The following is a 25,455-nucleotide window of genomic DNA, read 5'->3' as shown; positions in this document are numbered from 1 at the left end:
GAACCAGAGGTTGGCGATCATGGCGTCACCTCTGAAGCTTCTGGAATATCCTCGAACTTGTAAGTCTTGATGACGCGCTCTTCGACGCCGGAGACCTTGATGAATTTGGCTTCTTCAACCCAGGGGTACGCGTTTGGCTCGCCGTGCTTACCGCCGCCGCTCATCTCACAGAAGGCGAGAGCGCGGCCATCAGGCAGGATGAAGGCCTTAACGTCGACCTCGTAGTTGCGGCCCCAGCTGTAGTGGCACCAAGACGAAATTCCGGGGGCGCTCACCGCGCTGTAACGCACCTCGTTCACTGCATCATCGTGCGAGCTCTCATCGTAAAGCTGATCCAGATCCTCGCCGGACATGGACGCCAAATCTTCAAGCGTGACGAGGCCCTTGGGTGCATCGCGCAGGCTGTCGTACTTGTAGCCGAAAGCATCGATTCCGTGATGCATCACCAGCAGCTTGGCCATCTGGCTTGCAGTGAGGCTATTCAGCGAGATGTGGATGTTTGCATCGAGCATGGGGGTTCCTTGCCGCTATAGCGGCTGACTTTGAAGGGGGAGGGGCTACATGTTTTGCGGGTGGAGTACGGATGTTCTCCTACCGGGTTTTTGCACTGCGCTTGCGGAACTCGTAAACCATGCCGCGCAGATCTACGAGAGCTTCCTGTAGGTCGCCGCGGGCGGAGTCGATATTCTCGAACAGCTCACCTTCACCGTCGTCGCCGCCTTCATCGACGGCCAGAAGAGCCAGGCCGTATGCCTGGAACTTCGCCAGCACGTCATCGGCTGACTTGGCCATGTACTCGGCGTGCTCGATGGCGTAGTCCTTGTTGGATCGCTCAGTGGATGTAGGCGCTGCATCGCAAAGCTCAAGCACCCAATCAATCCATTCCTTGCGCTGCCTGTACTGCGGTTGGTCGTCGTCAATCGCTTTGACCATATAGTGCGGGCTGCGGTTGATTGACCGTACCGCACTGACCAACTCGTCCCAGCGCTCATCCGCTGCGGTCAGGCGCTGTTGCATATCCTGCCCGTTGCGCAATTCCGCCTCGCGCTGCTGCTCCAGGCTTTCGACCTGTTCGTCGCGCTGGTTGAGCAGCAGTTGCAGGCCGTCACGCTCGGCTGTGACCCGGTCGAAGTCGGTCGACTCCACGTACCGCCCACCGTCGGCCGGCACCATGTCCGCGCATATTTCGTCAGTGTCCCTGTCCAGGTCGTAGCGCATAACTTCGGTCATACAGCCTCCATCGATACCAGATCATGGGCATTCACAACCGGCTGCTGTTCTTGACGAAGCGCTGCTTGGACGGCCTCGACAACCCGCCGCAGGTACGTGAATTTGTGGTTCTCTTCGACGGCCTTTCCGTCTAGCGGGTAGTGCCACTCATCGCCGAACAACTCGGTCAGCAGCGCGCTTTGATGCCAGCATTCACTCGGACTCTCGATGCTGCGCAGAACGTCGATGTCCTGCCAGAGCTCGCGGGCTTCCTCTTTGCTCAGCTCGCCCAACTCCCAATCGTGGCGGCCGGTCTGTTGCCGCCGGCGCTGGACGATGCACTTCTTGGCGAGGGCGTGAAGCGCGTCACCACTGAACACCGTGGAACTGATGCCGCGATCCAAGCAATTCAGGACGTAGTCCCAGCCGCAGTCGGCGACAAACTCCGCGACGGTGCGCGGGCCCATACCGCCCCAGTAAGCGTTCCAGCTGTTGTCCCAGCAGTTGATGGTGATCTTGCCCTGAGCGGTCTGGTAGTTCGGGTTCGCCTCAATCGGGCAGTCGCGCCGGCCGAAGTCCTCGAGGAACACGGTGATCGGGTCTAGGCGTGGCGCACCGGTGATCACCAGCTTCGTGACTGTGGAGCGCTCAACCTGCAGCGGCGCGGTGATTTGGTTTTCTGTAGGCATGGGGAGTCCTTGCCGGGCCACGCCCGGGCGGTGCAGTGGGGGAGTTACTTCTTCTGGAAGGTTTTGGTCATCGCCGCGTTGACGATGTTGCCGCGCTTCAGCACGACGCGAGCAAGTGCTGCTCGGTCGCTATGACTGTGGCTGGCCTGGCTGAGTAGCCCGAAATAGCTGTTGGCTGTCTGGCGCAGATCCTCGGCTGGCGCCGCGGCGGTGCGCTTCAGTGCCTGGGCCAGGGATCGCTTGCGGGTGGTGCGTCGCCATGGCTTGATGACGTGGCCAACGAAGTCCACGCCACGATCCACGGGTTGCAGGATCGTCTTTGTGGGGTTCAGCTTGGCGCCGAGCCTTGGCAGGAACGCTTCGACCTCTGCCAGCCACTGGTTTAGCTGCTGCGGCGATTCATGCAGGAACACGAAGTCATCGACGTAGCGGATGTAGTGCTTGGCGCCCAGCGTGTGCTTGGCGAACTGGTCCAGGGCGTCGAGGTAGACGTTGGCGAAGAACTGCGATGACAGGTTGCCGATCGGCAGGCCGAGGCGCGCGGGCTGCGCTACCAGACGCTTGTGCTGTGGTACCCGGTTGAACAGGTGCGCCGGGCTGCGCGTCTCGTAATCCTCACGCGGGTCATGCATCAGGATCTGCGTGGCCAGGGCCAGCCACCATCGTTCGGTGATCCTCGCTTCTAGTTGCTTGCGAAGCACCGCCTTGTCGATGGCGACAAAGAAATTGGCCAAATCCAACTTTAGATACCAGCAGGGCTTCGACCAGTTCTCGCTGGCGCTCCGGATCTTCGATTCAAGACGCTTGGCCGCGTACAGCGTGCCGCGCCCTGGAATGCATGCGCAACTGTCCGCTATGAAGCAGGCGTAGAAGCGCGGTGCCACATGGTTGTACATGAGGTGGTGGACGACGCGGTCCCGAAAGGCTGCCGCCCATACTTCCCGGGCTTTCGGTCGGGTGACCACGAAACAAATAGACCGGCCTGGCCGGTATGTGCCGGCTACCAGGTCGTCGTGTAGTTGGATCAGGTTCCGCTCCAGGTCGATCTCGAAAGCCAGCGCACTGTCGCTGTTGCGCTTGGTGCGTCGGCAGTCGTAATAGGCCTGGACCAGATCCTGAAACGGGTAGGGGCCCAAAGTCGAATCTGCGGACGGGGCGGACACGGAGCTCGTTGTTCTTGTCGTTGTTGTTCTGATTGCCATCATCGAAGTTCATGTTGAATGCGTTGTTGGCTGAGCGCTGCGACCTATCGTGCTATCTACGTCGCCGAGCCGAAGGCATAGCCGATCAGCAAGGAAACTGCGCAGGACCTACGCGGACGCTTTAGACCGGCGGTATCCCTTGTGCGCATGGCGGTGACCTATCAGGTCAGCGGCACGACCAGATTCAATTCGCACAGACCAGAAAGCCGTAACCTTCAGGTAGCGGGCGCGGTTGGGGTAGAGCGTTTCCAGGCATTGGCCTGCTTGCCGACGGAGGCTGTTACCTCTATCGCCTTAGCATGCTGTTCGACACTGATGAATCGGCTGTCCTTGAATAGGCGCATCAGGAACTCGACCACTTGAACCCTCTCGACCAACAAGGTCAGGTGTGGTCGTTTGTCCTGGGTTGCGTTTGCACGGGCGATCAGCATCACAACCTCGATGCATTCGTCGATCACTCGCTTACCCAGCGATTGTTTGAGGTCTCGCGGGATATTTCTAGTCAGGATGGTCGCCATGTGCAAAAGACCCATGGCCGCCCGGTAGATCGACAGATCGGTGTGCATTCCCATTGCGGTACAGCTCCATAAGCAAAGCAACCGGCCGCACGCGGCCGGATTAAATAAGCGAATTAATCGATAAATTCACTGCGGACGGGGCGGACACGGCGCTCGTTGACCTTGCCGCCGTAGCCCTGATCGCCATCAACGAAGACCATGAAGAACGCGGTGTCGGCTGAGCGCTGCGAACTCGACCAGTACCAGGTGTCGCGGAAGGCTTCGGCGCCACTTTCTTGGAAGGCGGTGTGCACGGTTTGCAGCGGGCCTTCCGCACTGTACAGCTGACCCACCGGCTCGCTATGTGGGTTGTCACCGTTGCGCGAGTTTTCCCAGTTCTCTTCGGTGGTCGGCTTGAAGTGGCGGTACTGCAGCTCCTGCACATCGCGAGCCGGGATCGCCCAGTCGGTGAAGCCTTCGATGTTCAGGGCTAGCACCTTCGCTGCCAGATCACTGCCTGCTGCTGCCATGGCTTGGGTGTTGGCCAGGCTGTCGGTGAAGCTATCGGCGCCTTCGATCTTCTCGCCGTACTCGCCCCACTTGCCGAGCAACTCATGCGCTGCGCCGGCGGTGATGTGCAAGGAGCGCTTGCCAGTTACCGGGTCGTGGGTGATGCCGGTGACGAAACCGCCGCCGTAGGACTGGCCGATTGCCGGAGTGGTTACTGCTGGTGCTGCTTTCTCAACTGCGGACATGGTGCTTCCTCTTTTCGAAGGCAACAAAAAAGGCGCTGTGCGCCCTGGTGTGCCGGATCAAGAACGAATGGATGAAGGATTAAATAAAGAATCTGCGGACGGGGCGGACACGGAGCTCGCCGCTCTTGCCGCCGAAGTCCTGACCGCCACCACCGAAGTTCATGACGAATGCGGTGTTGGCTGAGCGCTGCGACGATGACCAGTAATAGCAGTCCTGGGCGAACACCTTGGGACAGTTCAGCCAGCCCTGGTACAGTTCGGCAGCGGCGGGCAGGTAGAAGTCGCGGTGACCATCGGCCTGGTGTTCGGCGCAGGCATCCGCCGCCGGGTACTTTCGCTCGTCATCGTTGCCGATCAGCACCTGGGTGTTGGTGTAGCCGTCAGTCTTGCTCAGTCCTTTGACCTCAACGCCACGACCGCCCCACTTGTGATCGCCAACGTCCTTGGCCGCGATGATCAGGTAGTGCGCCGGCACTTCACCGCGGGCGTGAACGAAACCGCCGTTGAGTCCGCCCTGGCCCGGCCACGGTTGGCCGATCTCCGGGATAGTGGAAGGCGCTACCGGTTGAACGTTCGCCGCCGGCGGAAGCACCTGGGCGAAAAAGCTGGCAATCGCCAGTTTTGCCAGAGCACTTGATGGCATCTTGATAGACACGTCGCCGTGTTTCAGGGTGATCATTTCGGTTTTCATGCGGTTACCTCAGTCAGGCGCCGCCATCCGGTGGCCGGATGCAGCGAGTAGGGTGGGTTATTCGTCGTCTTCGGCGTTCATCTGGAGCGATTCGGCAAACCCTGCTTGTCTTAATTTGCGCGCCACGTTTTCGGTTATCTCATAACCGTGGCGCTTAATTTCGAAGAGTGGCGCGGACTTCTCGGCGCCAAGCGAGTGGACATGAGCGATCAGTCGCCAGATGGTGGCGCGGTCTTTCGTCTCGCCAAGCTCGGCGGTGAGCGCTGTAAGCCGGTCACGCATTCCCTGCCGGAAGTAGTGACGGATGATGTCGGACGGCCCTTTGACCTTCGGCGGCGCTGGCGGTAGATCCTCGGCCTTGCCATTGATCACCAGAAGTTGTACTGCCTCGCCAATTTCTCGAATCTCATGCCAGAGCATCAGCTCTGCAAGCATCAGCTGGGTGCCGTACGGGACCGTGTGCCGCAATTCCTGCTCGCCCAGTTCCTGCCGTTTCTCGGCAAGTTTGGCCGTGCGATCCTTCTGTTCGGCAGCCATGGCCTACCTCTTCTATTCCGCTGGCCGGCAGTGCGAGCCAGGTTAGCCGGCGTCTCGCGCTGACCTGTTTATTGATTCGCTTCACGCCGCGACCTTCTGCTGATTCCAGGCGCCGACCGCTTCGAAGATCCGTGCGGCGTGCGCCTCATCGAGCGACATCGCTTCAGGTATGGCAATCCAACCTGAAGCCACCATCTGGCTTTGATTGGCCTCGTCGCGCAGCTTCTTGTAGCAATGCTCGATCACGTCTTCCAAGTGGTCGGAGAGGTAAACGCCTTCGGGCGCCACCTCCACCGACTTGCTGTAGCGGTCGCCGCGGGCGTCGATGCAAAGCGCGCTCAGGTAGATCGTCCAGCGGTGGGGAATGCCGCAGACGGCCTGGCCGATCTTCCCCGGCGCAATATTTTTGAGCGATTTGTAATTGATCATGCCCTGGCGGCCGCTGGGGTCAATGTTAACCACCGCTACGTGGTTGGATGCCAGCAGCGAGCGGCACGACCGGGCAATGCGCGCCTGCAGGTTGTGGGGTTTACGCTTACTCATAAAGCCTCCGCGAGTTTGCGCAGCGCTTCACGCTCGGCTCGGGTGATGGGCGGCTTACGGCGCTTGAGGATGGTTGTCGGGTCGATGAATTCCGAACGCTTTGCCGGATCTGGATTGATCGCCGGGCTCTCGCCGATTGTGAGCTTGCCGCCGGCGGCCAGGTGCCGACGGACCTGACTGGAAAGCTCCAGCGCTTTCTCGCGCCGAAACTCGATGTCTGATTTCAGGTTGCTGATCATGATCAGGCTCCTAGGCGATGGGCTTGCGCCCTGGCTTTGTCTGCTACCTCATCAACCATGCGATTGAGTTCCAGGTTGAACTGAACCAGCTCTTTGTGCAGGTTGGCGATGTAGTCTTCGTCGCGGTAAATCGTCTCGATGTAGAGCTGGCACTCTTCATCCTGGCGCGAATCGAACGACAGGAAGTCCCACCATTTTCGCCCTGTCACGAACATGCAGCCCTGGACTTGCGGCATGTGTTCCTCGGGCATACCTTCGATCCAGGTCCTGACGTGAATCGCTTCATTGAAAGGGCACTTTGATTCAGTGCCGCCGTCATCGTTGATCAGGCCGTCTGGCGAGCAGCCGAGCCAGTCGTACTTCGGGTGAACGATAAACTCCGACGGCAGGACGATGTTGCCGGTCAACATCTCGTAGGCGTCCTGCGCCTTTTGTTCTTCGGTGTGGCCCCACTTCATAGAGGCGCTGCTGACGTTGTGCTTGGACTTCTTTGCCAGCCGTTCGAAGCACAGCTCGCGCATGTATGAGGTGCGCGCCCCCATAGGCTCGCGCTTACCATTTTTGTCAGGCTTTCCCCAGGCCATCACGTCTTTAAAGCGGCTGGCTGTCACGCGGCCAGATCGGTCCGCATGCCACTTGTCCGTGCCCTGAAGCTCAGTTCTCACTACGCGGCCTCCTCTGTATGGGGTTGGTCTGCGTTGGAGCCGCTCATGTCGGTGAAGTCAGCATCAACGGTCGCCGCCATGCTCTTGAGTGCTTCGTGGCATTCAAGACCGATTGCCGCACGCTGCTTCGGCTTGAGGCCCGCCCAAGCTGCAGCGTAGGCTTCAATGTCCTGGCGCTTCGCGACGAACAGAAGGTCCGCAAATACTCCGTCGATGTCAGGCGATGGAGATTTAGGCCCGAACGACACACCTGCCGCGGCAGCGGTGTTCGCAGTCTGCTTGGCGGGGGTGATGTCGATCTCGCCACCGTACGAATCCTCGAATTCGTCGGGGGTGTAAACACCAAGGATCACGTCAGGGCAGAAAAGGCGTGCCCATTTTTTTGTCACCAAGTAGGCGATCTGTTGCTTCGGGTCTTCCGCCCAAAGTGTGGAGTTGCGTGTGCGAACCTGCGTAAGCAGAAGCTCCAAAACCCGCGGCTCGTCTTCGCCCTTGAAGGTCGCCCAGACTTTAATGCCGAGTCCTTTCTCATCATCAAAACTCCAGGCTGGAACGCGGTATTTTTTAAACTCGCCGGTGTCCTCGTCCTTCTTCGTTTTGCTGGTGACTTCGCGCATCTTCCCGATGACGTTTTCCCAAGCGCCGAACCATTCAAAATTTAATCGACCTTTGACTGGTGCCTTGGCGGTGATCACTGCATTAACGAGCTGCGCCTCATAGCTCAATGCCCCACCGTTGACGATGAACGTCTTCTGCGCGACAGCGAATGGATTCATCTGCCACTGCATGGCCTGCAGTACTACAGCCATGCAGTCGGCTTGATTGCCCTTCAGGTGTTTTGGCACTGTGGTAACACCCTTCGACATCATCATCGCCAGGTCGCTCATCGACCTCATGGTGCCCGGGTCGAGTATGAGCGCTGCGGCGTTGTGAGATGGATCTTGGTATGTCGCCAGGCCGGTTTGTGCTTGGGTGTCTGATTCGGTCATTGCGCTCTCCCTGGCCGACAAGGAATGTGTCGGCTTTCGGGTGGAAAGGGTGGTTAGAAGCGGATGGCGCGTAGCCAAGCGCGGGCGGTGTCGAGAGGTACGTCGAAGCCCAGCGCTACAACCTCGACAATGTCGTCAACTGCCGGCGCGGTCGTAGTCAAATCGTCCTGTTCAGCGCCGGTCGCCTGTGAGCTGACTGGTGCGACCTCGGCCTTCGCTTCGATCGAGGCAGGAGCCGTAGCAATGACCGGGACCGGGACCGGCGCGGCAGCTTGGGCGCGCAGACGGGCCAGCTCTTCCTGGTCACGCTGATATTGGGCGTCGCGCTCGCGCTGTTGGCGTTGCTGGGCTTCCATGTCGCGACGCTGCTGGTCCAGTTCGTCCTGCTGCTTCTTTAACCGCAGACGGTCTTCCTCGGCGCGCTGCTTACGCAGTTCTTCAGCCTCAGCGTCGGCGATGCGTTGCTTCTCGTGCAGCTCGTCCAGTTCTTTCTGCTGAGCCAGCAACTTGGCAGCAGCTTCCTCTCGATCAATGGCAGCCTTGTGTAGCGCTTCCAGCTGCTCAATTGCGTTGTCTCGAGCGATGGTGCCTTCAGCTTCAAATTCGCCATATTCTTCGGGCAGGATCACCGACTCCTTAACGCCTTGCAGAATTCCGGCGACGTCGGCAGCGCTGCGGCTTGCGTACGCGGCAGCGACAGAACTGAAACGGGTAATTTTTGCCCGGATGGCTTCGATTCGCTCCTGCTCCAGGCGCTCTTTCTCAGCCTTAGCGTCGGCGACGCGCTTCTCCTCGGCCTTGATCGCTTCGTCAATTGGTTCTTCAAGTACGAGGACGCGAGCCCTGAGGGTTTCACCGAATTCCTTGACCTGGTTGACGCGGGCCTGAGCCTCTTTGACCTTTTGCTGATATGGAACCAACGCCGTCTTGGTGGTGTTTGCCAGGGCATAGCGCACGTCGCGTATATCTACGCGAACCTCTTTCGCATTTGCCAGGCCCTCACTCGTTGAGCAATCCACGACCAGCTTCGCGTAGGTTGTTTCCAGGCGAACGATTTGTTCTTCGTGGGGCCGATATTCAGCGATGTCGGTAACCGCCACCGCAGGGGATACAGCCTTTTGCGCATCTTCGGCTTCACTCATTTCGAGCGATTCCTGTGCGGGTGCATTTTTAGGATTTGTGGACATGACGATACCTCGCCGCGCCTGGCGCAGCATTGAAAGTGTTTGTGGTTTGGTTACGCCGTCAAGCGGCGGTAGAGGTGGAGGCGTTGTAGTTGGCGTAGATTTTGTCGATGCGCGCCCGGAAATAACGATGCTCGGCTTCGTCAATGACCCGCAGCATGAAGGCCAAGGTGACGCATGATGTTGCCGCCGCGCTGGCATTGGCCTTGCCCAGGTCGCGAATCATGTTGTCGATCTCGCCCTCGATCCAGCTCACGGCGTTCTGGTGGTCTCGCTGCGCGATGTTCATTCGATACCGCCTGCTGGCGGGCAAACCAACTCCATCTGCGCAATGGCTGCGCCGATGCGCAGCTTTAGGCTTGCCCGCTCTTTGAGTCGGCGCGCCTCACGCTCAGCCAGGTTGTCCGCCGTGTATTCATGGAACAGGTCGACGTGCTGTTTCTTCCCGAAGTTCGGCAAATCCCAGCGCCTGTCGGACTCCCTGGCCTGGGCGCTATCCGCGTAGCTGGTTGGCATGGCGAGTCTCCAGGCTCCGGGCGAGGGCGCAGGCTTCGTTGTGGTTGCGACGGAACCCCATGACCTTATTGGTCTGGCTATCCACCACATGGAAGAAGTCGCGGCCCGCCGGCTTCACCATCATCCGGAAGGTGACCACTGGCTCAGGCCGACCAATTAGCCGATACAGCTCAATGGTGGCGAGACGGGAACGCTGATGCAGGCCGTCGACGATGTCGCGGCGCATTTGGATGTCAGGGTGCATGGTCGCCTCCAGGGTGGCGTTATTCGGTTGCTGGTGCTGGCCGTGGCTGCCAGTGGGTGATTTGGTAGCCGTACTGGTGGCTGATCTGGAAGAATCCTGATGGCTTGCCCAGGCTACTTCTCGAATAGCTATTGCCGGCGCCACGCAGAAACTCACGGTTCAGGCAGAAGAAGGAAATATCGACATTCCCACCAACACACGAAACCAGTACGTGGGTGTTGTTCTCCGGGAGCATGTCCTCAACCCTGATCCAATCGCTCATGGCGACCTCCAGTGTTTGGGGTTAGGCGGCTTTCGGGTATCGAGCGCCGCGATATTCGGGCTTCGATTGGTATTCGGTCTGTCGGATCACAGCTGCGAGAAGCTGCTTCCAAGTTGCTGCATTGTTCGCAAGGCAGTCGCCAAATTCTTTGGTGTCGTACTCAACCTCTCTCGCCAAGCGCTGGACGAGTGCTAACGGCACGGCTATGTTCGAGCAGCCACTGTTGTAGTAGCCAAGATGCTCAAGCACTTGCGGCTCTTCGTATCGGCCAGCCCTGTCGAGCGTCCAGCAGTAGCCCTTGTCATCTGGCCGCCAAAGGGTGATTGCTTTGTGCCGCCGATGGGTGCGCTTAAGGCTGATCACGATGTACTGCTCACTCATGACTCTCTCCATTCGTTGGTTCACCCGGTTAGGCGGGCAGATCGGACCAGCCTTGAACAAGGTTAGTGACGTAGCTCCCGTAGTTCGGGATGTAGTCGTTTTCGGATTCGGGGCCGCGCTCGTACAGTTCACACAGCGGCGTGAAGTCGCCTGCGGTGCGGTGTTGATCGGATTTGAAGATGCCCAGGCAGTAGCGGAATTCCTCGACCGTGAAGTCTTCGAATCCGGACTCGTAGCCCATGATGTACGTCGATACTCGGATGCGATTTAAAGCTTTCATCGCTAATTCCTCTTTTGGTTCACCTGTATTCGTCAACACTCATTCCTCCCGCTGTTTGCCGATGGGCGCGGGGGAGGAGTGCTGACGGGTAGAGGTGGGGAAGGGTGCAGGCGCCCGGCACTGCCCGGGATGTGTCGAGTCTGGCCAGCTATGCCCTCGGACTCGCCTGCGGTGTTCGTCTTCGTTTTGGTTGGGCCTGCCAGCTCCCTGGCTGATGCGCGGTGACATCGTCGGCCCTGCTGTCCGCTGCCTGTTAGGGTGTTGGGCGAAGCCTTCAGGCTTGCTACGCCACGCGGATGAATCGTTGATCTACTTCATGGCCGTATCTCCTGTTGTTCGCTCACTGGGAAGGCGGTGGCCACCTATTGAATGGGTGATGCAGATGCCCGGTGCTGATCTCCGGGTTGGGTGTGAAGTGTCAGGTTCAACCGAGCCGATCAACCGAAGTCCGTCGGCGCCCCACTTGCGAGCCTGCGTCGCTGCCCATCAGCCTGGGCGTGCATCCGCATCGGATATAGCTCGAATCCCTCCGAGTGTTGTCCGTCTTCGCCGCGACAAAATCCGCTCAGGCTCAGGACAAGGTGGCCACCCTGCTATCACGCAGAAGGCCGAGCTATATCCGATGCGCTCTCATAGAGAGGATCGGGCAGTTAACGACAGGCTGTCGTGGCGCTGGCTGTCCTATTCGGCATCCTGCTCGAGCCATGCAATCCGCGGCGCCTCTTTGCGAAGCGCGAAATACTCGACTTGCACCTTGGCGCTGTTGATCATCTTGCCGCCCAGATTTGCCAGCTCAGAGGCGTCCTTGGCGTTGATTTCACCGGCTTGCAGCTGGCGAAAGACATCGGCCAGATTTTTCCGTAGTGCTTCAGCGTTTTTCATTTTCTATGTCCTTTGCCAATCGAATTATCTGGATTTGAAGGGCTTTAACTGCCACCAACGATTCCGGGATATCTGCTGCACTAGCAGCCCCTCTAGACAGAAGGCCGCGAACATACGACGGGGATAGGCCCGCTCGAAGTTGAGATTTTGTCTTGGTCGATCTAGGCCTGCGCTTGGAATTCATGCAGGTATTGCAGGTGCTTCTATGGTCGCGCTCATTTCCAGCCGAGGTAAGAAATTCGGTCTTGTATTTCTGCGCACTGCAAACCTGGCAGAGCCGATATTCAAGCTCTTTGAATGACTCAAGCATTTCTTTCCGCTTTACCTTCTGCTCCCTGCCTAGATCTGTCCTTCCCTGCCTCCAGCATGATTTGCACTCGGAGGCGACGCCGTCTTTTCGAGCCTTGTTTCGGTGAAACTCAGCAAGGCTTTTATCCACCCTGCAGGTGCTGGATCGCTTAGTCTCGTGGCACATCGTTCTGCACCTGGTTGATTTCCCGTCAGGCCCTCTTGCGAAGGCCTGCCAGTGAAATCTGTTGTCTCCACCACTCACAACTACCGAGTCGTCTCTCACCGGCGTTAGCACATTTCGTGTTCGATGCTTTGCCGGTTTGTGTGCGTGGTTTCGCGCACCCTCATATGGAAGGTGCGGCCAGTTCCAGAGCTGGCGTGGAGATCGAATTTATTGTTCGCACTGTGCCCGTTGCCGGGGATCGATCTGCGAAGGTCTTGAGCTGTTAAAGAGCGGTCAGGCCCTGAGGCCCTTCGCAGTCCCTCGTAAGTCGCTGCGATGGAGCTAGTAAACAACACGTTTATAAACGCGTCAACACAAAATGTTTATTTTGTTTATTTGGACTGCCAGGACGGCATGGGCGGGGACGGCGTGAAGGTCAAATCGCGGGCACAAAAAGCCCGGCGCTTGGCCGGGCTTGATTGGATAGCGTGGACTGGTGTTAGGAGAACATTGCCCACCAGAAGACGTGACCAATGATGGAGATTTGCTGCTCTTGGATTTCGGCGAACGTGTAATCCTCGTCAGGGTACTCGTCGCGATTGTAGCTTCTGAATCTTAGGCCCGTGGGGAGGCGATAGACCTGCTTAACGCGGAGCTGTCCGTTGTGATTGATGGCGTACATCTCTCCATCGACCACATCCTTGAGGGAGTTCTTCCCAACGTTTACACCGACTGTCGCGCCATCTCGCAGAACGGGCACCATGCTGTTCCCGCTTACCGACACGCACTTGGCTTTATCGAACTGCACACTGTTGCGGCGCAGGTCCTGCTTAAAGAAGCGCAGTTTTGCGCTAGGGCTTTCTTCTACTGCAAACATACCAGGGCCGGCATCAAGCTCAACCTCTTCCAAGAAGGGGAGCCAAACCTCATCAGGCCTAAGCGGGGTGTCGTCATCCCACGCTTCAATCTCTGACAGCGCGCCCGATGCGTCTCGATCCCTCGCATCGCCAATACCCTCCATCAAAGGAAGGCCGTCGCCACTGTCGAGCCACTCAAAGCGAATCCCCAATTCCTGACTGACCCGATAGAGGTCTTTCTTGGGCACGCCGCGACTGAACCAGTTGTTCACCGATTGAGTGGAAACCCCGAATTTATCCGCGAGCCAGGTCGGCGTGATGCTTCTAGGGGCAGTGAATTGCCTGAGGCGGTCGCCTGAATGTTCGATTTTCATAAACAGAAAGTTTACTCGTGTTGCTATGTTTATTAAATAAACGTATCGTTGAGTTATGTTTACTCGCCGACGGCGGAATGTTTATGAAACCAACACCTCTAGAACGCGCAATTTTGGCTGCCGGTTCCGGCAAAGCCCTTGCCTTGCTCCTGGGAGTCACTCCTATGGCGGTCTCCTACTGGAAGGCCAGGGGTGTGCCCGCACGTCAGGCACTTCGCATCGAGAGCGCAACCGGTGTGCCTCGGCACGAGTTGCGCCCCGATCTCTACCCAATTGCTGCTTAAACCCAATTCATCAGCCAGGAGCATCGAAGTATGTACATGGACCCCAATCAAAAGCGCGCCATCCCGGTGAAGGTTCGTTTCGAACCAGTGCTTGATCGGATTCTGCGTAAAGCCGCCAGCAAAACCCGTATGCAGCACGCCACGTATCTCTACGAAATCATCGAGTGGGCAGTTTCCAACGGTGTCATCGAAGAGCTCATGCAGGACAAACAAGAAGATATCGCGGGCTAGAGGCCTTTTGGAGGCCCGAATGAGCATTGAGCTTGAAAAGTTGCCGCCTAAAACGCGGCAAGCAGTGGAGGGGTTGATGCGTCAGAACGGGTGGAGTTTTGCCCAGGCCATCAACGCAATGATGGAAACATCAATCGCAAGCGGGGCGCTTTCAGAGGTCGGCCGGAAGAAGGCACCAGTCCTTCAGTTGGTTACCCCAATGAGGGCCTCTGGCAGGGACTCTTAAGGGTAATCCAGAGGGCCTCTGCCAAATTCAAGGCAAAAAAAAGCCGGGGTAGTGACCCGGCTCTCTTCAACGCGTTGTGGAGCAAATCATGCACCATCCAACAGAAACGATCAATACCCCAATCAATTCCGCGCCACGTTTTTCGATTGCTGAAAACGTGGCGCGGAAAGAAGTGATCTCGGAAGAGATTCTCGCGATACAGGCCGGGACAGCCACCATGGCTGTAGCCTATGAGTGGGCTTTTAAGTTCATGTCCCTCGCGAGCCAGAAGGTCGGATCAATTAATTTGGGCGACTTGGATCATATGGATAGAGAGCAGGCTAGGGCTGCGCTCGACGAAATAGAAACTGGCCGAGAGCACTTGAGAGGCATCGCTCCACTCTTTGAAAAATACCCATATATCGCGGAGACCATGCGGTTTCATTGCAGCGCGCTGTTTTACGCCGAGGCAACCCTCATCCCGTTCTACATCCAGTGCAACAAGTCTTTCCTCGACCACAAAGCCTCGTCTACCAAGACCTATATCGTTCGCCATCCAATTACGGGAATGATCAAGATCGGCCGCACTAGCGACGTTCAAGGACGAATCAAGTCTTTGCAAACTGGGGCCGGAGCTATTCTCGCGACCCTGGCAATAATCCCGGCGGATATTGAGCAAGAACTTCACAAGCGCTTTGCCGCGCTCCGTCGTCATGGTGAGTGGTTTGAGGATGTAGACGGCCTTATCAGTTCTTTTGCAAAGACACAGGAGGCTGTGTAATGGCCCGTGCGCGCAATATAAAACCCGCTCTATTCAAAAATGAAATCCTCGGGGTGGCCGACCCCATGGCCACGCTGCTGTTCGAAGGCCTTTGGTTACTTGCAGATAAAGCCGGCCGTCTTGAGGATCGCCCCCTGCGCATCAAAGGCGAACTTTTTCCATACCGAGACGGCCTGGATATCGAGGGGCTTTTGAGGTTCCTTGCAGTTGAGGGCTTCATTGTTCGCTACTCCGTCGCAGCTAAGCGCTATATCCAAGTCGATAATTTCGACAAACATCAGAACCCGCATCGTAACGAACCAGAGTCAGTTATCCCTTCTGTATCAGAGGGTTGTATCGCTACCGATTTTAGCGGAAGTACTTCTGCCATTCTCGGAAGCGCTCCGGCTGATTCTCTGATTCCTGATTCCGGATCCCTGATTCCTGACTCCCTCACCCCGTCAACGCCTCCGGCATTGCCGACTTCGCAGAGTGCAGATCTTTTCCCGAAGTTCTGGAAGCTCTACCCAAACAAGAAGGGCAAGGCTGCTGCGGAGAAGGCTTGGGGGAAACTCAAGGTTACTGACGAACTATTCGCCCTGATTGCCGAAGGCCTGGCTAAGCAGGTTGTTTGCCCGGCATGGACCAAAGACGCCGGCCAGTTCATCCCTCATCCGGCGAGCTGGCTCAACGGCAAGCGCTGGGAAGACGAAGTGAAGCTTTCCGGCAACGTCCACCAATTCCCACAATCGCGCCACACCGGCTTCGCTGATCGCGACTACACCGCCGGCCTGATCGCTCGGGAGGATGGCACCTATGCGTTCTGACAAGATCGTTTCGATGCCCGGCGCCACGCAGGCGCCGCAGCAGACCACTGGCGTGTGCGAAGACCATGGCCAATTCTCACAGAAGCTCACGGTGATATTCGGCAAGGAGTTCAGGACTACATGCCCTGAGTGTCAGCGCATCCACGCCGAAGAGGAAAAGACTCGCAGTCAGGCGCACGAAGCCGCGCTAGCGCAACTACACATGGCGCAAAAGCTGGGCGCCGCGCTGATCCCCAAGCGCTTCGCTGGAAAAACCTTTGCCGGGTACATCGCGGACACCGCCGAACAGCAGAAGGCGCTGAAGACCTGCATCCGGTACGCGGCCGAGTTCAAGCAGATCGCCGCCGCCGGGCGCTGCCTGTTGCTGCTGGGAAAGCCCGGCACCGGGAAGACTCACCTGTCGGTCGCGGTCGCCAACGAGATCATGGCCAAGTCGAGCGACACCGCCGTGTACCGAACGATCGGCTCAGTGCTTCAGGCGATCCGCGCCACCTACGACCACACCAGCGACCAGAGCGAAAGCCAGATCCTGTCGAGCCTCATCAGCCCCTCGCTGCTGATCCTGGACGAGATCGGCGTCAGCAAGGAGAAGCCCAGTGACTTCGAGCTGACCACGCTGTTCGCCATCATCAACGGCCGCTACGAAGAGCTGCGACCCACAGTCATCGTTTCCAACCTCGACGCGAAGGCCTTGGCCAGTGCTATCGGCGAGCGTTGTGCAGACAGGCTTCGGGAGGGCGGGGTGATCGTCATCCCGTTTGAGTGGGAATCGCAGCGTGGAAAGGAGGGCTTCTGACATGGCAGTAACCAGCATTCGATACAGCACCGCACCAACCAAGGCAAAACCGCAGGCCGGCGACGAGCGCTTCCTGAAAGGCCGTGGCGTCCAGCAAATCCGCCAGCAGCAGTACAGCAAGATGTACCGGGCCTGGATGGTCAGCAATGGCCGTCCGGTGTGGGAGTGGGTCGACAAGGGCAGCGAGAAGGATCGCACGTCTGAGGCATGGCTCCAGGCACGCAAGTCGGAGCGCCTGGCATTGATCGCAGAAGCAGCGGAGCAACGGACATGACCAAATTCGTAGAAGTGAAGACTCAAGACTTGACGGGGGCGGCGCTGGATTGGTCTGTGGCCAAGGCTGAAAAGGTCGAGGGTTTGGTGACTCACAAGGGGCACCCATCCTTTGAAAAGGAATTTGACCCGGACTGCTGGGCAGATCACAGCTGCCTAAAAGAGTTCAAGTGCTGGCAGTACTACGCGCCATCTGCCGAGTGGAGTCAGGGCGGCCCCCTGATCGAGAAGTACAAGCTCGATATCGGTGCGCCACTCGAGAACAAAAACGGCCCCTGGAATGCAGCCACCGAATGGGCGCACCCCATGGGCTACAAGGGCGAAACTCCGCTAATCGCTGCCTGCCGAGCCATCGTTGCTTCAGTCCTTGGTGGCACCGTAAGCGTGCCAAAGGAGCTGCTTTCATGATCCACGTAAATGAACTCAGTGACGAGCAGCGGCTCGATGTATGCCAGAAGCTCGACAGGCAGAGTTTGAAGTCTGCTATCGACTACATCCTGAAGCAGGAAGCGCACGAATATCTGGATAGCGGCGATCAATACGATGCGGCCTATGCGATCTACGACGCAGAGGTAACGCCTGCCGCAGTCCTGGCCCTGATCGCCGAGAACGAAGAGAGCGAAGCAGTCATCAATCAGCTCGCCAAGATCCTTGCCGGTGTAGCGGTTGCGCTAAAGGGCGAAGAGCTGCCACTGCGCCGCCACGGATATCAGGATCTGGTGGAGCGCGTCACCGTGCTCAAGCTGGAGAACGATCTGCGCATTGCCGAGAACGCTGGCCTCAAGACCGGCTACGAAGCTTACGAGCGGGTGAATGCTGAGCTGAAGGCTGAGAACGAACGTCTGATCCGTGAAAGCGAGGGAAAAGTCCTGTGCGATCTGGAGCTGTTCGAAACCCTGCGGGACTCTGCCAACACCGAAGCTGACGAACACCGCCAATGCATGGCTACTTACCGGCCACTGCGCCAGGCCAACTTGGATTCAGTCGTCAAGAAGTGCGACGACCTGCTCGCCGCCATGGGCCAGGGAGAGCGGTCATGACCGCCGAAATTCATCAGTTCCCAGCCTCGCGCAGTCTTCACAACAGGCGTGTCGCTGGAGAGCAGGCCAAGCGCAACGAGATCGCCGAGTACCTGCGCACCGTTGCAAAGTGGATTCAGGCCGACGACGTGAAGAGTGAGCCCACCGCGGTGCTATTGGTTCTTTCTGGGAAGGACGGTGACGAAGTCGTCTGGAAGGGCTACCAAGACAACGCCGACGTGAGCCTGCGCGACGCGGGGCGAGCTGCTGATTCGCAGGTAAACACTCTGTTCAGGCGCCGTGGCGGAAACTTCCACGACCGGAGGAAGCCATGACCAAGCCAGCTAAGCCACGCCCAATGCCTGTTTATCTGGTGCTGCGACGCTTGGTCGATCCCGCCACCGGCAAGGAGGTGGCCGCGTTCGTGCCTTCCTCCGACGCCGACCGGTCGATCCTTCGCGAGCGTGATTTCAAGATGAACGCGAAGATCCGGGCCGACCTCAAGCAGCCGCGCAATCCACGGTTTAACGGATTGGTCCACGGCCTGGGCCGGGTGCTGAGCCAGAACATTGACCGGTTCTCTGGCAAGCAGTCCCACGACGCAATCAAGGCCCTGCAACTGGAGTCGGGCGTGTACTGCGACGAGGAAGCGTTCGACATCCTTGGCCTGGGCCAGCTCACCCGCAAGACACCCCGCAGCCTTTCCTACGACTCGATGGGGGAGGAGACATTCCAAGACTTCTGGCGCCAGTGCTGCGCGTACCTGGTGCTGCATGACTGGCCGACCCTCACCGAAGAGCGCCTGACCGAGATGGCCGAGTTTGAAGCATTCAAGGAGGCCGCATGACAATCGAACGGAAGCCGGCCAAGCCCAAGAAATGCCGCGTTGCTACGTGCAGGGCCTCATTCGTCCCTTCGCGGATGGGTCAGGCGGTGTGCAGCCCGGCCTGCGCAATGATCGACGCGCCCAGGCATGAGCCGAAGGCGCGCAAGGCCCTGGCCGATATCGAGCGCAAAGACATCAAGGTCCGCAAGGAGAAGCTGAAGAGCAGGGCGGATCATCTCAAGGATACACAGCACGCGTTCAATGCATGGATACGGGCGCGGGATGCAGGTCAGCCCTGTGTCAGTTGCGGTACGACGGCAGACGTTCAGTACTGCGCCGGGCACTACAGGACGACAGCTGCAGCGCCAGAGCTTCGCTTTGAGCCACTCAACGTACATCTCCAATGCAATCGCAACTGCAACATGGGCAAGTCGGGGAACCTCCTGGGGTATCGCCCTCGACTGCTGGAAAAGATCGGGGCTGAAAAGCTCGCATGGCTGGAAGGGCCGCACGAACCCAAGAAGCACACCGTCGAGCAGCTGAAGGCGATGACCGCCGAATACCGGGCAAAGACCAGAGAGCTGAAGAGGGCGGCAGCATGAACTACCAGAACGTTATTTCTGCAGTGGTCCGCGCTCTGGCAACGGAAACCATTAACAGTGCCGGTGGCTGCAACGTTGAGCCGCGCGTGCAGACCAGCAAGCTCAAAGGCGAGATCACCGGCAAGGACGCGGCACTGCTTGCCGACTGCATCGTGCACAAGCTGTTGCATGCCCAGCTCAGTCCTCGCCACTGGAATGCATTGGTGGCGAAGTACAGCACCCACCGAGGGCGGAAGATCGACTCAATCGGTCGCCTCGTCGCGGTTGTGCCTTCGCCTGCGCCCAAGCGCTTCACGCAACAGGCGGTACTGGTCTGGGCAGTTCCGCAGCAGTCGAAGGGCATTCAGCGCGCCGTAGTTGAGGTGAGGGCGCCGAAGCATCGGGAAAACAAGGATGAGGGGCAGTGGGATTGGCGCAACAAAGCGGCCGACGCAGATGTTGCGCGCGCCAACAAGCACGCCAGGGCAGTGGCCGAGACCAAGCCGGGAGAGATGATCGTCCTTGCCGAGTCGAACTACGACATGACGAACTGGGACACCCAGGGCCTGACCGAGCGCACCTATCAGCGCTGGAACAAGACCATCAAAGGGGGGCTGGAGTCGATGGTGGACGAGGCTTTGGTCGATGCACAGCACATGCTTGAGGCCGTAGGAGTGCTGGAGTGCGAAGCAGCGTGAAATAGTCCCTCAAAAGGGCTTGCAATATCATGTCGCCATGTCGTAAATTACACCCATCCTGTCGTACTTGCGCATGTAGGTGATGCAAGAGACAAACAAACCCGGCCACCGCGTCGGGTTTTTTATTGCCCAAAGAAACCCACCACAAGGAATGCCGAATGATGAAGCGAATGTCCGCTTACCTGGGCCTGGCGCTCGCCGCCTGCCTGTCCTGTTTCTCCCTGTCGGCATTCGCCGGGCCGATCGCCGACCGAGCCGCGCATTACCTGACCGCTCTCAATGAGCCGCAGGGTGTCGCCATGCAGCGCCTGGAGCTGACCCTCGCCATGTGGCGAACGGGTAGCCAGACCACTGACGAAAGTTTGGCCTCCAATCTGCGCGCATCCAGCAACCACTTCGTGATGGCCTCGGCCAAGCCTGCGCCTGATGGTGTCGGCCTGACTCCCTGCTGAATACGCCTGGAAGCAATAGAAAAAGCCCGGACATGCGAGCCGGGCTTTTTTGTACCTGCGAGGAAAGCCGCTACCAAGTGGAAGATTTCCGGGATGTACTTTTGGGTGCGGCTGTGTACTAAATCGAAAAGATTCGGTGCTGTTGGCTACTGATTTTGGATTTGCTTTGCGCTGAATCCGGCAATCACCCAACGAAGCGCCCAAAGACCTAATAGCAGTGCAATGCAGCAAGCTATCCAGCCCCCAAAATACTCGATTCGCGAATCAAACTTTCGTTGATTGTGGTTTTTTACAATTGCACTCATGGATGCGCTGAGGGCGTCGATGTCTTGTTGGATATTCTCAGCAGAACGAGCTGGCGTTTTTCCCTCTGCAGCGGCCATTTTTTCTATAAGAAGCGGGCCGATTCTTGAGTTGTGGTAGTCAAGAGCATCGTAGGGATATATCGGGAGGTTTTCATTTCCTACCCACGCAAAGCCAATGCCCAGCAGTACAGCACCAACGATCCATACTCGCCACCATCCATTTAATTTGATCATCTGCCTCTCCCTATAAAAGCGGGATTATCTCTCCTGGCTTCAACATGCGGAAGACCCCTCATAGTTTGCGTAATTTCAGCCTCGACATTGATCGGGGCTTTTTCGTTTTCGTCCCCACCACACCCTTCGCAATGAGCAGGGAGTGCCGTCGGGGCTGACCTATTTCAAACATGCCCCACGGAGTCGAGCGCATGGAGTATCTACAGCGCCTGCTCGACAAGATCGACAGGTTCGAATTACTGATTGCGGGCCTTGTTGGCGCCGTGATCGCCAGTTGGTGGCACAAGGACGACTTGAACGACTGGCGTGCCTGGATGATCTTCCTCATCACCGGCATGGCCTGCTCGATCTACCTCACGAGCATGGTCAGCACCTACCTGGGTGTGACTGAGCCGAAGATCGTCGCCGGTATCGGCTTCCTGCTGGGCGCATTCGGCGGCTCGCTCCTGGCGGCCATCAATCGAGCCATCAAATCCGCTGACCTCTGGGCGCTCATTCGCCAGCGGTTCGGGGGAGGCAATCCACCATGAATCTTGAACTGATCAACTCCATCGCCTGCGGCCTTATCGCGCTGTGGGCAGCCTGGTGCGTACTGAGCGGGAAGGTGAGGGATGGCATTCTCGGCAAGCTGATCTACTCGGCTATCGCCATCAGCGGCTTCGTCGTTATGGCGCGCAGCCAGAACATCTTCTTCGGCCCGAGCAGTGCCGGGCTGACACTGCATGTGTCCCTGGCCCTGGCCGGTGCACGCCACATCTTCATGGTCACGTACTGGCAGCCGGTAAAAGCCTGGCTGTGCCGGACACTGAACTGCGAGCACTGCCTGAACTGTGACAAGGCACCTGGCGGTGTCGAACGCCGGGGTAAGTAGCCGACCTATCTATAAGTCCGAGGGTAACGTGCTACTGCGGGCATCACAGGCAACGTCGAGCTCTACATTCAACTGATCCACCTGTTCTTGACTGATCCACCCGGCCTTCATCAGAGACTGGTTGTAGCCGGCTGCACCCAGTCTGAGCTTTGCCAGTTGTGCCTGATCCTTGGCTTCCGCCAGGTAATTGAAGTTCTTGCGTGCTAACGCCATCGCGGATGCAGCATCAGTTGGCATGACGTTAACTCGACTAGAGAAGAGGCGCGCAGATTGCCGCAAGTGGTCGATCAAAGGTAGCGGATTATGATGATTCAATAGCAAGTAATCCGCGCCACGTTTTCGAATGCGCCAAATCGTGGCGCGAGAAAGGAGTAGGGCATGAGCGACCAATCAGGCGAGCACGTCCACTACTGGGATGATGGCCGGGGACGTCGGGAAGTGATCATCGACGGCCAGCCAGTTACCCATGTGATCTGGTGCGACACGAAGGCCGGTATCGCCGTTGTGGCCGACCAGCCGCTCAAGGCATCCGACGGCGAGACGGTCGACTTCCACCCTATATGGGGCGAGATCACTGTGCTGACCCTGGAGGCATCATGAGCAAGGTCACCCGACTGCGGCACGCGCTCCCGATGAGCCCGGACATCAACAAGGCAGTGAACGACCTGGATAGCGCCATCGCTAAAGCTGTAGACGCCGCCAAGACTGCCGGGCTTCCCCAAGGCCTGATCGTTGGATTGCTCCACGGTCACGCACATGCACAGACACACCAGATGGTGACGCTATGACCGCGAGCATCCATGACATCGCCGACCAGCGCCCGCACCTGATGGTGGTAGCCAGTGATGGTGCCCATGTCGTCCCGCACGCCCTTATGCAATCGGTGATCGACGGCGACAAGCCTGCATCAATCCTGACTGAGCCAGTGGTGCAGCGGATCATTGAAGAGTGGCTAAAGCAGGTGACCGAATGACCGTCAAGGTTCTTGAGTTCAAGCGAGAAGATTGGCGCGACGCCGCCAAGACGTTGCGAAAGATTGCCGATGACCTCGACGCGGGCGAGCACCCTGAATGCACCGTGGGTGCCTTGACGCTGATCGGCGCGAAGGGAGAGGTGACTGTGTTCGGCCTCGGTCCCAAGTGCGATGACCTGCAGTGTCTGGGTGCGATGCGCCTGGGTGAGCAGAAGCTGATTGATGTGCTGCTGGACACCAGCGACTGAGGGAGACCAATGGATAGGCCAATGCCACCGAAGTCACTGCTGGAGTTGTCTGAGCTATCCGACTTCGGTATACGCCTGACTCCAGCGCCTGAAGTATGGGAGTGGTTCCAAGCCGAGATCCTCGCCGACACCGGCAGCATCCACAACGAAGACCATGCCCACCTACTGGATGCAGACATCCGGGTTATGTGGGCATCGTCGAGCTTCGAGAAGCAGGGTCGCACAGTCCTGGGGCAGGCCGAACAGGTAGCGTTCCGCGCCGGTGGCTGGCAGAAAGCCCGGATGGAGCAGCAGATGCGCGATTGGTTCGGCGATGTGCCGGCCTTCATCATCACCCTGGCGGCGGACTACTGCGCCGAGTGCAGCGACCTTGAGTTCTGCGCACTCATCGAACATGAGCTGTATCACCTGGCTCATGCGACCGACAAGTACGGTCAGCCAGCATTCACCCAAGATGGTGCACCGAAGATCAAGCTGCAGGGGCACGACGTCGAAGAGTTCGTCGGTGTCGTTCGCCGCTACGGTGCAAGTCCTGACGTTCAAGCGTTAGTGGATGCTGCAAACAGTCCTGCTGAGGTGGGGAAATTGAACATTGCGAGGGCCTGCGGAACCTGTCTGCTCAAGTCGGCCTGATTTTTGACAGGCATTAGACGGAATTCAACCTATGGCAGCCCTGAAAAATGAGGTGAAAGGCTTCATCGTTCAGGCGTTGGCGTGTTTTGACACTCCCTCCCAGGTGGTGGAGCAGGTCAAACAGGAATTCGGCGTTGAGATATCTCGCCAGCTGTGTGAGTCGCACGATCCCACCAAGCGAGCCGGGGTGAACCTAGCGGTGAAGTGGGTGACGTTGTTCCATGACACCCGTAAGCGCTTCCGAGAAGAGACTGCCGAGATTCCAATCGCCAACCGCGCCTATCGCTTGCGCACGCTTGGGCGCATGGCCGTAAAGGCCGAGAACTCAAAGAACATGGCGCTGACTGCTCAGTTGCTGGAGCAGGCGGCCAAAGAGGTTGGCGACGTTTACGTCAACCGACAGACCAAGAATGAAAACCCACACGACAATCTTGTGCCTACTCGGGTGCAGGTAGACGTGGTGGACGCGAGGAAGCCTGATGCCGACGCTTAACGTCCCCCAGGCCAAGTTCCTCCAAATGGATAACAAGTTCCGCGGCTTTGTGGCTGGGTTTGGCTCTGGCAAGACTTGGGTGGGCTGTGCTGGCATCTGCAAGCACGTGTGGGAATGGCCTCGGATCAACTCTGGATACTTCGCCCCGACTTATCCTCAGATCCGCGACATCTTCTTCCCGACGATTGAAGAGGTGGCCTTTGATTGGGGGCTGAAGGTCAAGACCAAGGAAAGCGACAAGGAGGTCGAGTTCTACAGCGGCGGGCAGTACCGCAGCACCACCATCTGCCGATCGATGGAGAAGCCCCAGACCATCGTTGGTTTCAAGATTGGCCACGCGCTGGTGGATGAGCTTGATGTACTGCCCGCTCTAAAGGCCGAACACGCCTGGCGCAAGATCATTGCCCGGATGCGCTACAACGCCCCCGGCCTGAAGAATGGGGTGGACGTTACCACCACGCCGGAAGGGTTCAAGTTCGTCTACCAGCAGTTCGTGAAGCAGCTCCGCGAGAAGCCAGGCATGCAGGGGATGTATGGCCTTGTGCAGGCCAGCACGTTCGATAACGAGCTTAACCTTCCGCCCGACTACATCCCGTCGCTGATGGAGTCCTACCCGCCTCAGTTGATCCTTGCCTACCTCAATGGGCAGTTCGTCAACCTGAATGCCGGTTCGATCTACCACGCGTATGACCGAAAGCTGAATGGCTGCTTCGACGCGGTTGAGCCAGGCGAACCGCTCTTCATCGGCATGGACTTCAACGTCGGCAAGATGGCGGCTATCACGCACGTCAAGCGCGCCGATGACAAGCCTCGGGCGGTCGACGAACTTATCGATGGCTTCGACACCCCCGACATGATCCGCCGTATCAAGGAGCGCTACTGGCGCTACAACGGCAAGGACTACGAGAAAACCTGCGAGATCCGTATTTATCCGGACGCCTCGGGGGGATCTCGCAAGTCGGTGAATGCCAGCGAGACGGATATCGCCATCCTTCGACAGGCCGGGTTCAGTGTCATCGCGCCGGATGCGAACCCGCCAGTGAAAGACCGCATCAACGCCATGAACGCGATGTTCTGCAACGCACTTGGCGAGCGCCGATATCTGATCAACCCCCTGCGTTGCCCGACATATGCGGATGGCCTGGAGCAGCAGGTGTGGGCGCCCAATGGTGAGCCTGACAAGAAATCAGGCGTAGACCACGCGAACGACGCCGGCGGCTACTTCATTCACCACGACTACCCGATCATCAAGCCGATGACCCACATCCCCGTCACATTCACATTCTGAGGCCATCA

45 protein-coding genes are annotated in these 25,455 nt (G+C 58.2%); 22 read left to right on the top strand and 23 right to left on the bottom strand.

What is annotated here, in order from left to right:
• Positions 1-17 precede the first annotated feature (17 nt).
• The 21 genes from A7J50_RS19040 to A7J50_RS18940 form a co-directional block, all read right to left on the bottom strand.
• A complete protein-coding gene (locus A7J50_RS19040) occupies positions 18-512 on the bottom strand; it encodes a hypothetical protein (RefSeq protein WP_064453211.1) in 495 nt (164 codons plus the stop codon).
• Between the two features lie 79 nt (positions 513-591).
• Positions 592-1,230, bottom strand: coding sequence for a hypothetical protein (locus tag A7J50_RS19035; RefSeq protein ID WP_064453210.1), 639 nt, complete (start codon positions 1,228-1,230; stop codon positions 592-594).
• Positions 1,227-1,898: a hypothetical protein gene (locus tag A7J50_RS19030; protein WP_064451072.1), complete on the bottom strand. Its 672-nt coding sequence runs from the start codon at positions 1,896-1,898 to the stop codon at positions 1,227-1,229. The genes A7J50_RS19035 and A7J50_RS19030 overlap by 4 nt, the downstream gene beginning before the upstream one ends.
• 44 nt (positions 1,899-1,942) lie before the next feature.
• Positions 1,943-3,103: an RNA-directed DNA polymerase gene (locus A7J50_RS19025; protein ID WP_237140856.1), complete on the bottom strand. Its 1,161-nt coding sequence runs from the start codon at positions 3,101-3,103 to the stop codon at positions 1,943-1,945.
• 212 nt (positions 3,104-3,315) lie between these two features.
• The gene (locus A7J50_RS19020; RefSeq protein WP_032903920.1) at positions 3,316-3,672 is read right to left on the bottom strand and encodes a four helix bundle protein; all 357 of its coding nucleotides are present in this window, start codon (positions 3,670-3,672) and stop codon (positions 3,316-3,318) included.
• Positions 3,673-3,731: 59 nt separating this feature from the next.
• Positions 3,732-4,352, bottom strand: coding sequence for a DUF1566 domain-containing protein (locus A7J50_RS19015; protein ID WP_064453208.1), 621 nt, complete (start codon positions 4,350-4,352; stop codon positions 3,732-3,734).
• A 79-nt stretch (positions 4,353-4,431) separates the two neighbouring features.
• Positions 4,432-5,043 (bottom strand): DUF1566 domain-containing protein, encoded by a 612-nt coding sequence (locus tag A7J50_RS19010; protein WP_064453207.1) that lies wholly within the window; start codon positions 5,041-5,043, stop codon positions 4,432-4,434.
• Between the two features lie 57 nt (positions 5,044-5,100).
• Positions 5,101-5,580 (bottom strand): hypothetical protein, encoded by a 480-nt coding sequence (locus A7J50_RS19005; protein ID WP_064453206.1) that lies wholly within the window; start codon positions 5,578-5,580, stop codon positions 5,101-5,103.
• A gap of 81 nt (positions 5,581-5,661) precedes the next feature.
• On the bottom strand, positions 5,662-6,123 hold the full coding sequence (locus tag A7J50_RS19000; protein WP_064453205.1) for a hypothetical protein: 462 nt from the start codon (positions 6,121-6,123) through the stop codon (positions 5,662-5,664).
• Positions 6,120-6,362, bottom strand: coding sequence for a hypothetical protein (locus A7J50_RS18995; RefSeq protein ID WP_064453204.1), 243 nt, complete (start codon positions 6,360-6,362; stop codon positions 6,120-6,122). Before A7J50_RS18995 ends, A7J50_RS19000 begins: the two co-directional genes overlap by 4 nt.
• Positions 6,363-6,364: 2 nt before the next feature.
• On the bottom strand, positions 6,365-7,027 hold the full coding sequence (locus tag A7J50_RS18990; protein WP_064453203.1) for a lambda exonuclease family protein: 663 nt from the start codon (positions 7,025-7,027) through the stop codon (positions 6,365-6,367).
• Positions 7,027-8,016, bottom strand: coding sequence for a RecT family recombinase (locus A7J50_RS18985; protein ID WP_064453202.1), 990 nt, complete (start codon positions 8,014-8,016; stop codon positions 7,027-7,029). The genes A7J50_RS18990 and A7J50_RS18985 overlap by 1 nt, the downstream gene beginning before the upstream one ends.
• Positions 8,017-8,069: 53 nt before the next feature.
• Positions 8,070-9,158 (bottom strand): hypothetical protein, encoded by a 1,089-nt coding sequence (locus A7J50_RS18980; protein ID WP_064453201.1) that lies wholly within the window; start codon positions 9,156-9,158, stop codon positions 8,070-8,072.
• 103 nt (positions 9,159-9,261) lie between these two features.
• Positions 9,262-9,489 carry a hypothetical protein gene (locus A7J50_RS18975; protein ID WP_064453200.1) on the bottom strand — a complete coding sequence of 76 codons (228 nt, stop codon included), beginning with the start codon at positions 9,487-9,489 and terminating at the stop codon, positions 9,262-9,264.
• On the bottom strand, positions 9,486-9,716 hold the full coding sequence (locus A7J50_RS18970) for a hypothetical protein (protein WP_064453199.1): 231 nt from the start codon (positions 9,714-9,716) through the stop codon (positions 9,486-9,488). Before A7J50_RS18970 ends, A7J50_RS18975 begins: the two co-directional genes overlap by 4 nt.
• Positions 9,694-9,960, bottom strand: coding sequence for a hypothetical protein (locus A7J50_RS18965; RefSeq protein ID WP_064453198.1), 267 nt, complete (start codon positions 9,958-9,960; stop codon positions 9,694-9,696). The genes A7J50_RS18970 and A7J50_RS18965 overlap by 23 nt, the downstream gene beginning before the upstream one ends.
• Positions 9,961-9,979: 19 nt before the next feature.
• On the bottom strand, positions 9,980-10,222 hold the full coding sequence (locus A7J50_RS18960; protein ID WP_064453197.1) for a DUF551 domain-containing protein: 243 nt from the start codon (positions 10,220-10,222) through the stop codon (positions 9,980-9,982).
• A gap of 21 nt (positions 10,223-10,243) precedes the next feature.
• Positions 10,244-10,603 carry a hypothetical protein gene (locus tag A7J50_RS18955; RefSeq protein ID WP_064453196.1) on the bottom strand — a complete coding sequence of 120 codons (360 nt, stop codon included), beginning with the start codon at positions 10,601-10,603 and terminating at the stop codon, positions 10,244-10,246.
• Positions 10,604-10,631: 28 nt separating this feature from the next.
• Complete coding sequence (locus A7J50_RS18950) at positions 10,632-10,883, bottom strand: hypothetical protein (RefSeq protein WP_064453195.1); 252 nt, start codon at positions 10,881-10,883, stop codon at positions 10,632-10,634.
• A gap of 681 nt (positions 10,884-11,564) precedes the next feature.
• Entirely contained in the window at positions 11,565-11,765 is a 201-nt protein-coding gene (locus A7J50_RS18945; protein WP_064453194.1) for a hypothetical protein, read from the bottom strand.
• A 953-nt stretch (positions 11,766-12,718) separates the two neighbouring features.
• Complete coding sequence (locus A7J50_RS18940; protein ID WP_082895924.1) at positions 12,719-13,450, bottom strand: LexA family transcriptional regulator; 732 nt, start codon at positions 13,448-13,450, stop codon at positions 12,719-12,721.
• A 77-nt stretch (positions 13,451-13,527) separates the two neighbouring features.
• Between A7J50_RS18940 and A7J50_RS30850 the strand changes: the two genes are divergently transcribed.
• The 13 genes from A7J50_RS30850 (at position 13,528) to A7J50_RS18875 (ending at position 20,402) form a co-directional block, all read left to right on the top strand.
• The gene (locus A7J50_RS30850) at positions 13,528-13,734 is read left to right on the top strand and encodes a transcriptional regulator (protein WP_335711415.1); all 207 of its coding nucleotides are present in this window, start codon (positions 13,528-13,530) and stop codon (positions 13,732-13,734) included.
• A 30-nt stretch (positions 13,735-13,764) separates the two neighbouring features.
• On the top strand, positions 13,765-13,965 hold the full coding sequence (locus A7J50_RS18935; RefSeq protein WP_034120602.1) for a hypothetical protein: 201 nt from the start codon (positions 13,765-13,767) through the stop codon (positions 13,963-13,965).
• Positions 13,966-14,279: 314 nt separating this feature from the next.
• Positions 14,280-14,951, top strand: a complete 672-nt coding sequence (locus A7J50_RS18925; protein WP_064453192.1) for a GIY-YIG nuclease family protein — start codon at positions 14,280-14,282, stop codon at positions 14,949-14,951.
• Positions 14,951-15,757 carry a hypothetical protein gene (locus A7J50_RS18920; protein WP_064453191.1) on the top strand — a complete coding sequence of 269 codons (807 nt, stop codon included), beginning with the start codon at positions 14,951-14,953 and terminating at the stop codon, positions 15,755-15,757. The genes A7J50_RS18925 and A7J50_RS18920 overlap by 1 nt, the downstream gene beginning before the upstream one ends.
• Positions 15,747-16,553: an ATP-binding protein gene (locus A7J50_RS18915; protein WP_064453190.1), complete on the top strand. Its 807-nt coding sequence runs from the start codon at positions 15,747-15,749 to the stop codon at positions 16,551-16,553. Before A7J50_RS18920 ends, A7J50_RS18915 begins: the two co-directional genes overlap by 11 nt.
• Before the next feature lies 1 nt (position 16,554).
• On the top strand, positions 16,555-16,827 hold the full coding sequence (locus A7J50_RS18910; RefSeq protein ID WP_064453189.1) for a hypothetical protein: 273 nt from the start codon (positions 16,555-16,557) through the stop codon (positions 16,825-16,827).
• Positions 16,824-17,234, top strand: coding sequence for a phage protein NinX family protein (locus A7J50_RS18905; RefSeq protein ID WP_064453188.1), 411 nt, complete (start codon positions 16,824-16,826; stop codon positions 17,232-17,234). Before A7J50_RS18910 ends, A7J50_RS18905 begins: the two co-directional genes overlap by 4 nt.
• Positions 17,231-17,866, top strand: coding sequence for a hypothetical protein (locus tag A7J50_RS18900; RefSeq protein WP_064453187.1), 636 nt, complete (start codon positions 17,231-17,233; stop codon positions 17,864-17,866). Before A7J50_RS18905 ends, A7J50_RS18900 begins: the two co-directional genes overlap by 4 nt.
• Positions 17,863-18,180 carry a hypothetical protein gene (locus tag A7J50_RS18895; protein WP_064453186.1) on the top strand — a complete coding sequence of 106 codons (318 nt, stop codon included), beginning with the start codon at positions 17,863-17,865 and terminating at the stop codon, positions 18,178-18,180. Before A7J50_RS18900 ends, A7J50_RS18895 begins: the two co-directional genes overlap by 4 nt.
• Positions 18,177-18,692, top strand: coding sequence for a hypothetical protein (locus A7J50_RS18890; protein ID WP_064453185.1), 516 nt, complete (start codon positions 18,177-18,179; stop codon positions 18,690-18,692). Before A7J50_RS18895 ends, A7J50_RS18890 begins: the two co-directional genes overlap by 4 nt.
• Positions 18,689-19,273, top strand: coding sequence for a recombination protein NinG (locus A7J50_RS18885; RefSeq protein WP_064453184.1), 585 nt, complete (start codon positions 18,689-18,691; stop codon positions 19,271-19,273). The genes A7J50_RS18890 and A7J50_RS18885 overlap by 4 nt, the downstream gene beginning before the upstream one ends.
• Positions 19,270-19,950 carry a hypothetical protein gene (locus A7J50_RS18880; RefSeq protein ID WP_064453183.1) on the top strand — a complete coding sequence of 227 codons (681 nt, stop codon included), beginning with the start codon at positions 19,270-19,272 and terminating at the stop codon, positions 19,948-19,950. The genes A7J50_RS18885 and A7J50_RS18880 overlap by 4 nt, the downstream gene beginning before the upstream one ends.
• Positions 19,951-20,108: 158 nt before the next feature.
• On the top strand, positions 20,109-20,402 hold the full coding sequence (locus A7J50_RS18875; protein ID WP_064453182.1) for a hypothetical protein: 294 nt from the start codon (positions 20,109-20,111) through the stop codon (positions 20,400-20,402).
• A 146-nt stretch (positions 20,403-20,548) separates the two neighbouring features.
• Here A7J50_RS18875 and A7J50_RS18870 read toward each other — a convergent pair whose 3' ends face one another.
• Positions 20,549-20,941 (bottom strand): hypothetical protein, encoded by a 393-nt coding sequence (locus A7J50_RS18870; RefSeq protein ID WP_064453181.1) that lies wholly within the window; start codon positions 20,939-20,941, stop codon positions 20,549-20,551.
• Positions 20,942-21,132: 191 nt separating this feature from the next.
• Here A7J50_RS18870 and A7J50_RS18865 point away from each other — a divergent pair, with 191 nt between their 5' ends.
• Both A7J50_RS18865 and A7J50_RS18860 read left to right on the top strand, forming a co-directional pair.
• Positions 21,133-21,471 carry a hypothetical protein gene (locus A7J50_RS18865; protein ID WP_003218335.1) on the top strand — a complete coding sequence of 113 codons (339 nt, stop codon included), beginning with the start codon at positions 21,133-21,135 and terminating at the stop codon, positions 21,469-21,471.
• A complete protein-coding gene (locus tag A7J50_RS18860) occupies positions 21,468-21,812 on the top strand; it encodes a hypothetical protein (protein WP_064453180.1) in 345 nt (114 codons plus the stop codon). The genes A7J50_RS18865 and A7J50_RS18860 overlap by 4 nt, the downstream gene beginning before the upstream one ends.
• Positions 21,813-21,821: 9 nt before the next feature.
• Here the strand turns inward: A7J50_RS18860 and A7J50_RS18855 are convergent, their stop codons facing one another.
• Positions 21,822-22,049, bottom strand: a complete 228-nt coding sequence (locus tag A7J50_RS18855) for a hypothetical protein (protein WP_156526295.1) — start codon at positions 22,047-22,049, stop codon at positions 21,822-21,824.
• 141 nt (positions 22,050-22,190) lie between these two features.
• Between A7J50_RS18855 and A7J50_RS18850 the strand changes: the two genes are divergently transcribed.
• From A7J50_RS18850 to A7J50_RS18820, 7 genes are read left to right on the top strand one after another with little or no spacing between them, the layout of a single operon-like run.
• Positions 22,191-22,412, top strand: coding sequence for a hypothetical protein (locus tag A7J50_RS18850; protein WP_064453178.1), 222 nt, complete (start codon positions 22,191-22,193; stop codon positions 22,410-22,412).
• Complete coding sequence (locus A7J50_RS18845) at positions 22,409-22,600, top strand: hypothetical protein (protein WP_064453177.1); 192 nt, start codon at positions 22,409-22,411, stop codon at positions 22,598-22,600. The genes A7J50_RS18850 and A7J50_RS18845 overlap by 4 nt, the downstream gene beginning before the upstream one ends.
• Positions 22,597-22,785 (top strand): hypothetical protein, encoded by a 189-nt coding sequence (locus A7J50_RS18840; RefSeq protein ID WP_064453176.1) that lies wholly within the window; start codon positions 22,597-22,599, stop codon positions 22,783-22,785. The genes A7J50_RS18845 and A7J50_RS18840 overlap by 4 nt, the downstream gene beginning before the upstream one ends.
• Complete coding sequence (locus A7J50_RS18835) at positions 22,782-23,033, top strand: hypothetical protein (protein WP_064453175.1); 252 nt, start codon at positions 22,782-22,784, stop codon at positions 23,031-23,033. Before A7J50_RS18840 ends, A7J50_RS18835 begins: the two co-directional genes overlap by 4 nt.
• A gap of 9 nt (positions 23,034-23,042) precedes the next feature.
• Complete coding sequence (locus A7J50_RS18830) at positions 23,043-23,666, top strand: putative metallopeptidase (protein ID WP_064453174.1); 624 nt, start codon at positions 23,043-23,045, stop codon at positions 23,664-23,666.
• A gap of 31 nt (positions 23,667-23,697) precedes the next feature.
• Positions 23,698-24,159 carry a DUF2280 domain-containing protein gene (locus A7J50_RS18825; RefSeq protein WP_064453173.1) on the top strand — a complete coding sequence of 154 codons (462 nt, stop codon included), beginning with the start codon at positions 23,698-23,700 and terminating at the stop codon, positions 24,157-24,159.
• Positions 24,146-25,447 carry a terminase large subunit domain-containing protein gene (locus A7J50_RS18820; RefSeq protein WP_064453172.1) on the top strand — a complete coding sequence of 434 codons (1,302 nt, stop codon included), beginning with the start codon at positions 24,146-24,148 and terminating at the stop codon, positions 25,445-25,447. The genes A7J50_RS18825 and A7J50_RS18820 overlap by 14 nt, the downstream gene beginning before the upstream one ends.
• The last annotated feature ends 8 nt before the right edge of the window (positions 25,448-25,455 follow it).

The organism is Pseudomonas antarctica, from assembly GCF_001647715.1.
Lineage (GTDB): Bacteria > Pseudomonadota > Gammaproteobacteria > Pseudomonadales > Pseudomonadaceae > Aquipseudomonas > Aquipseudomonas antarctica_A.
This window is presented reverse-complemented; position numbering and strand designations above follow the sequence as displayed.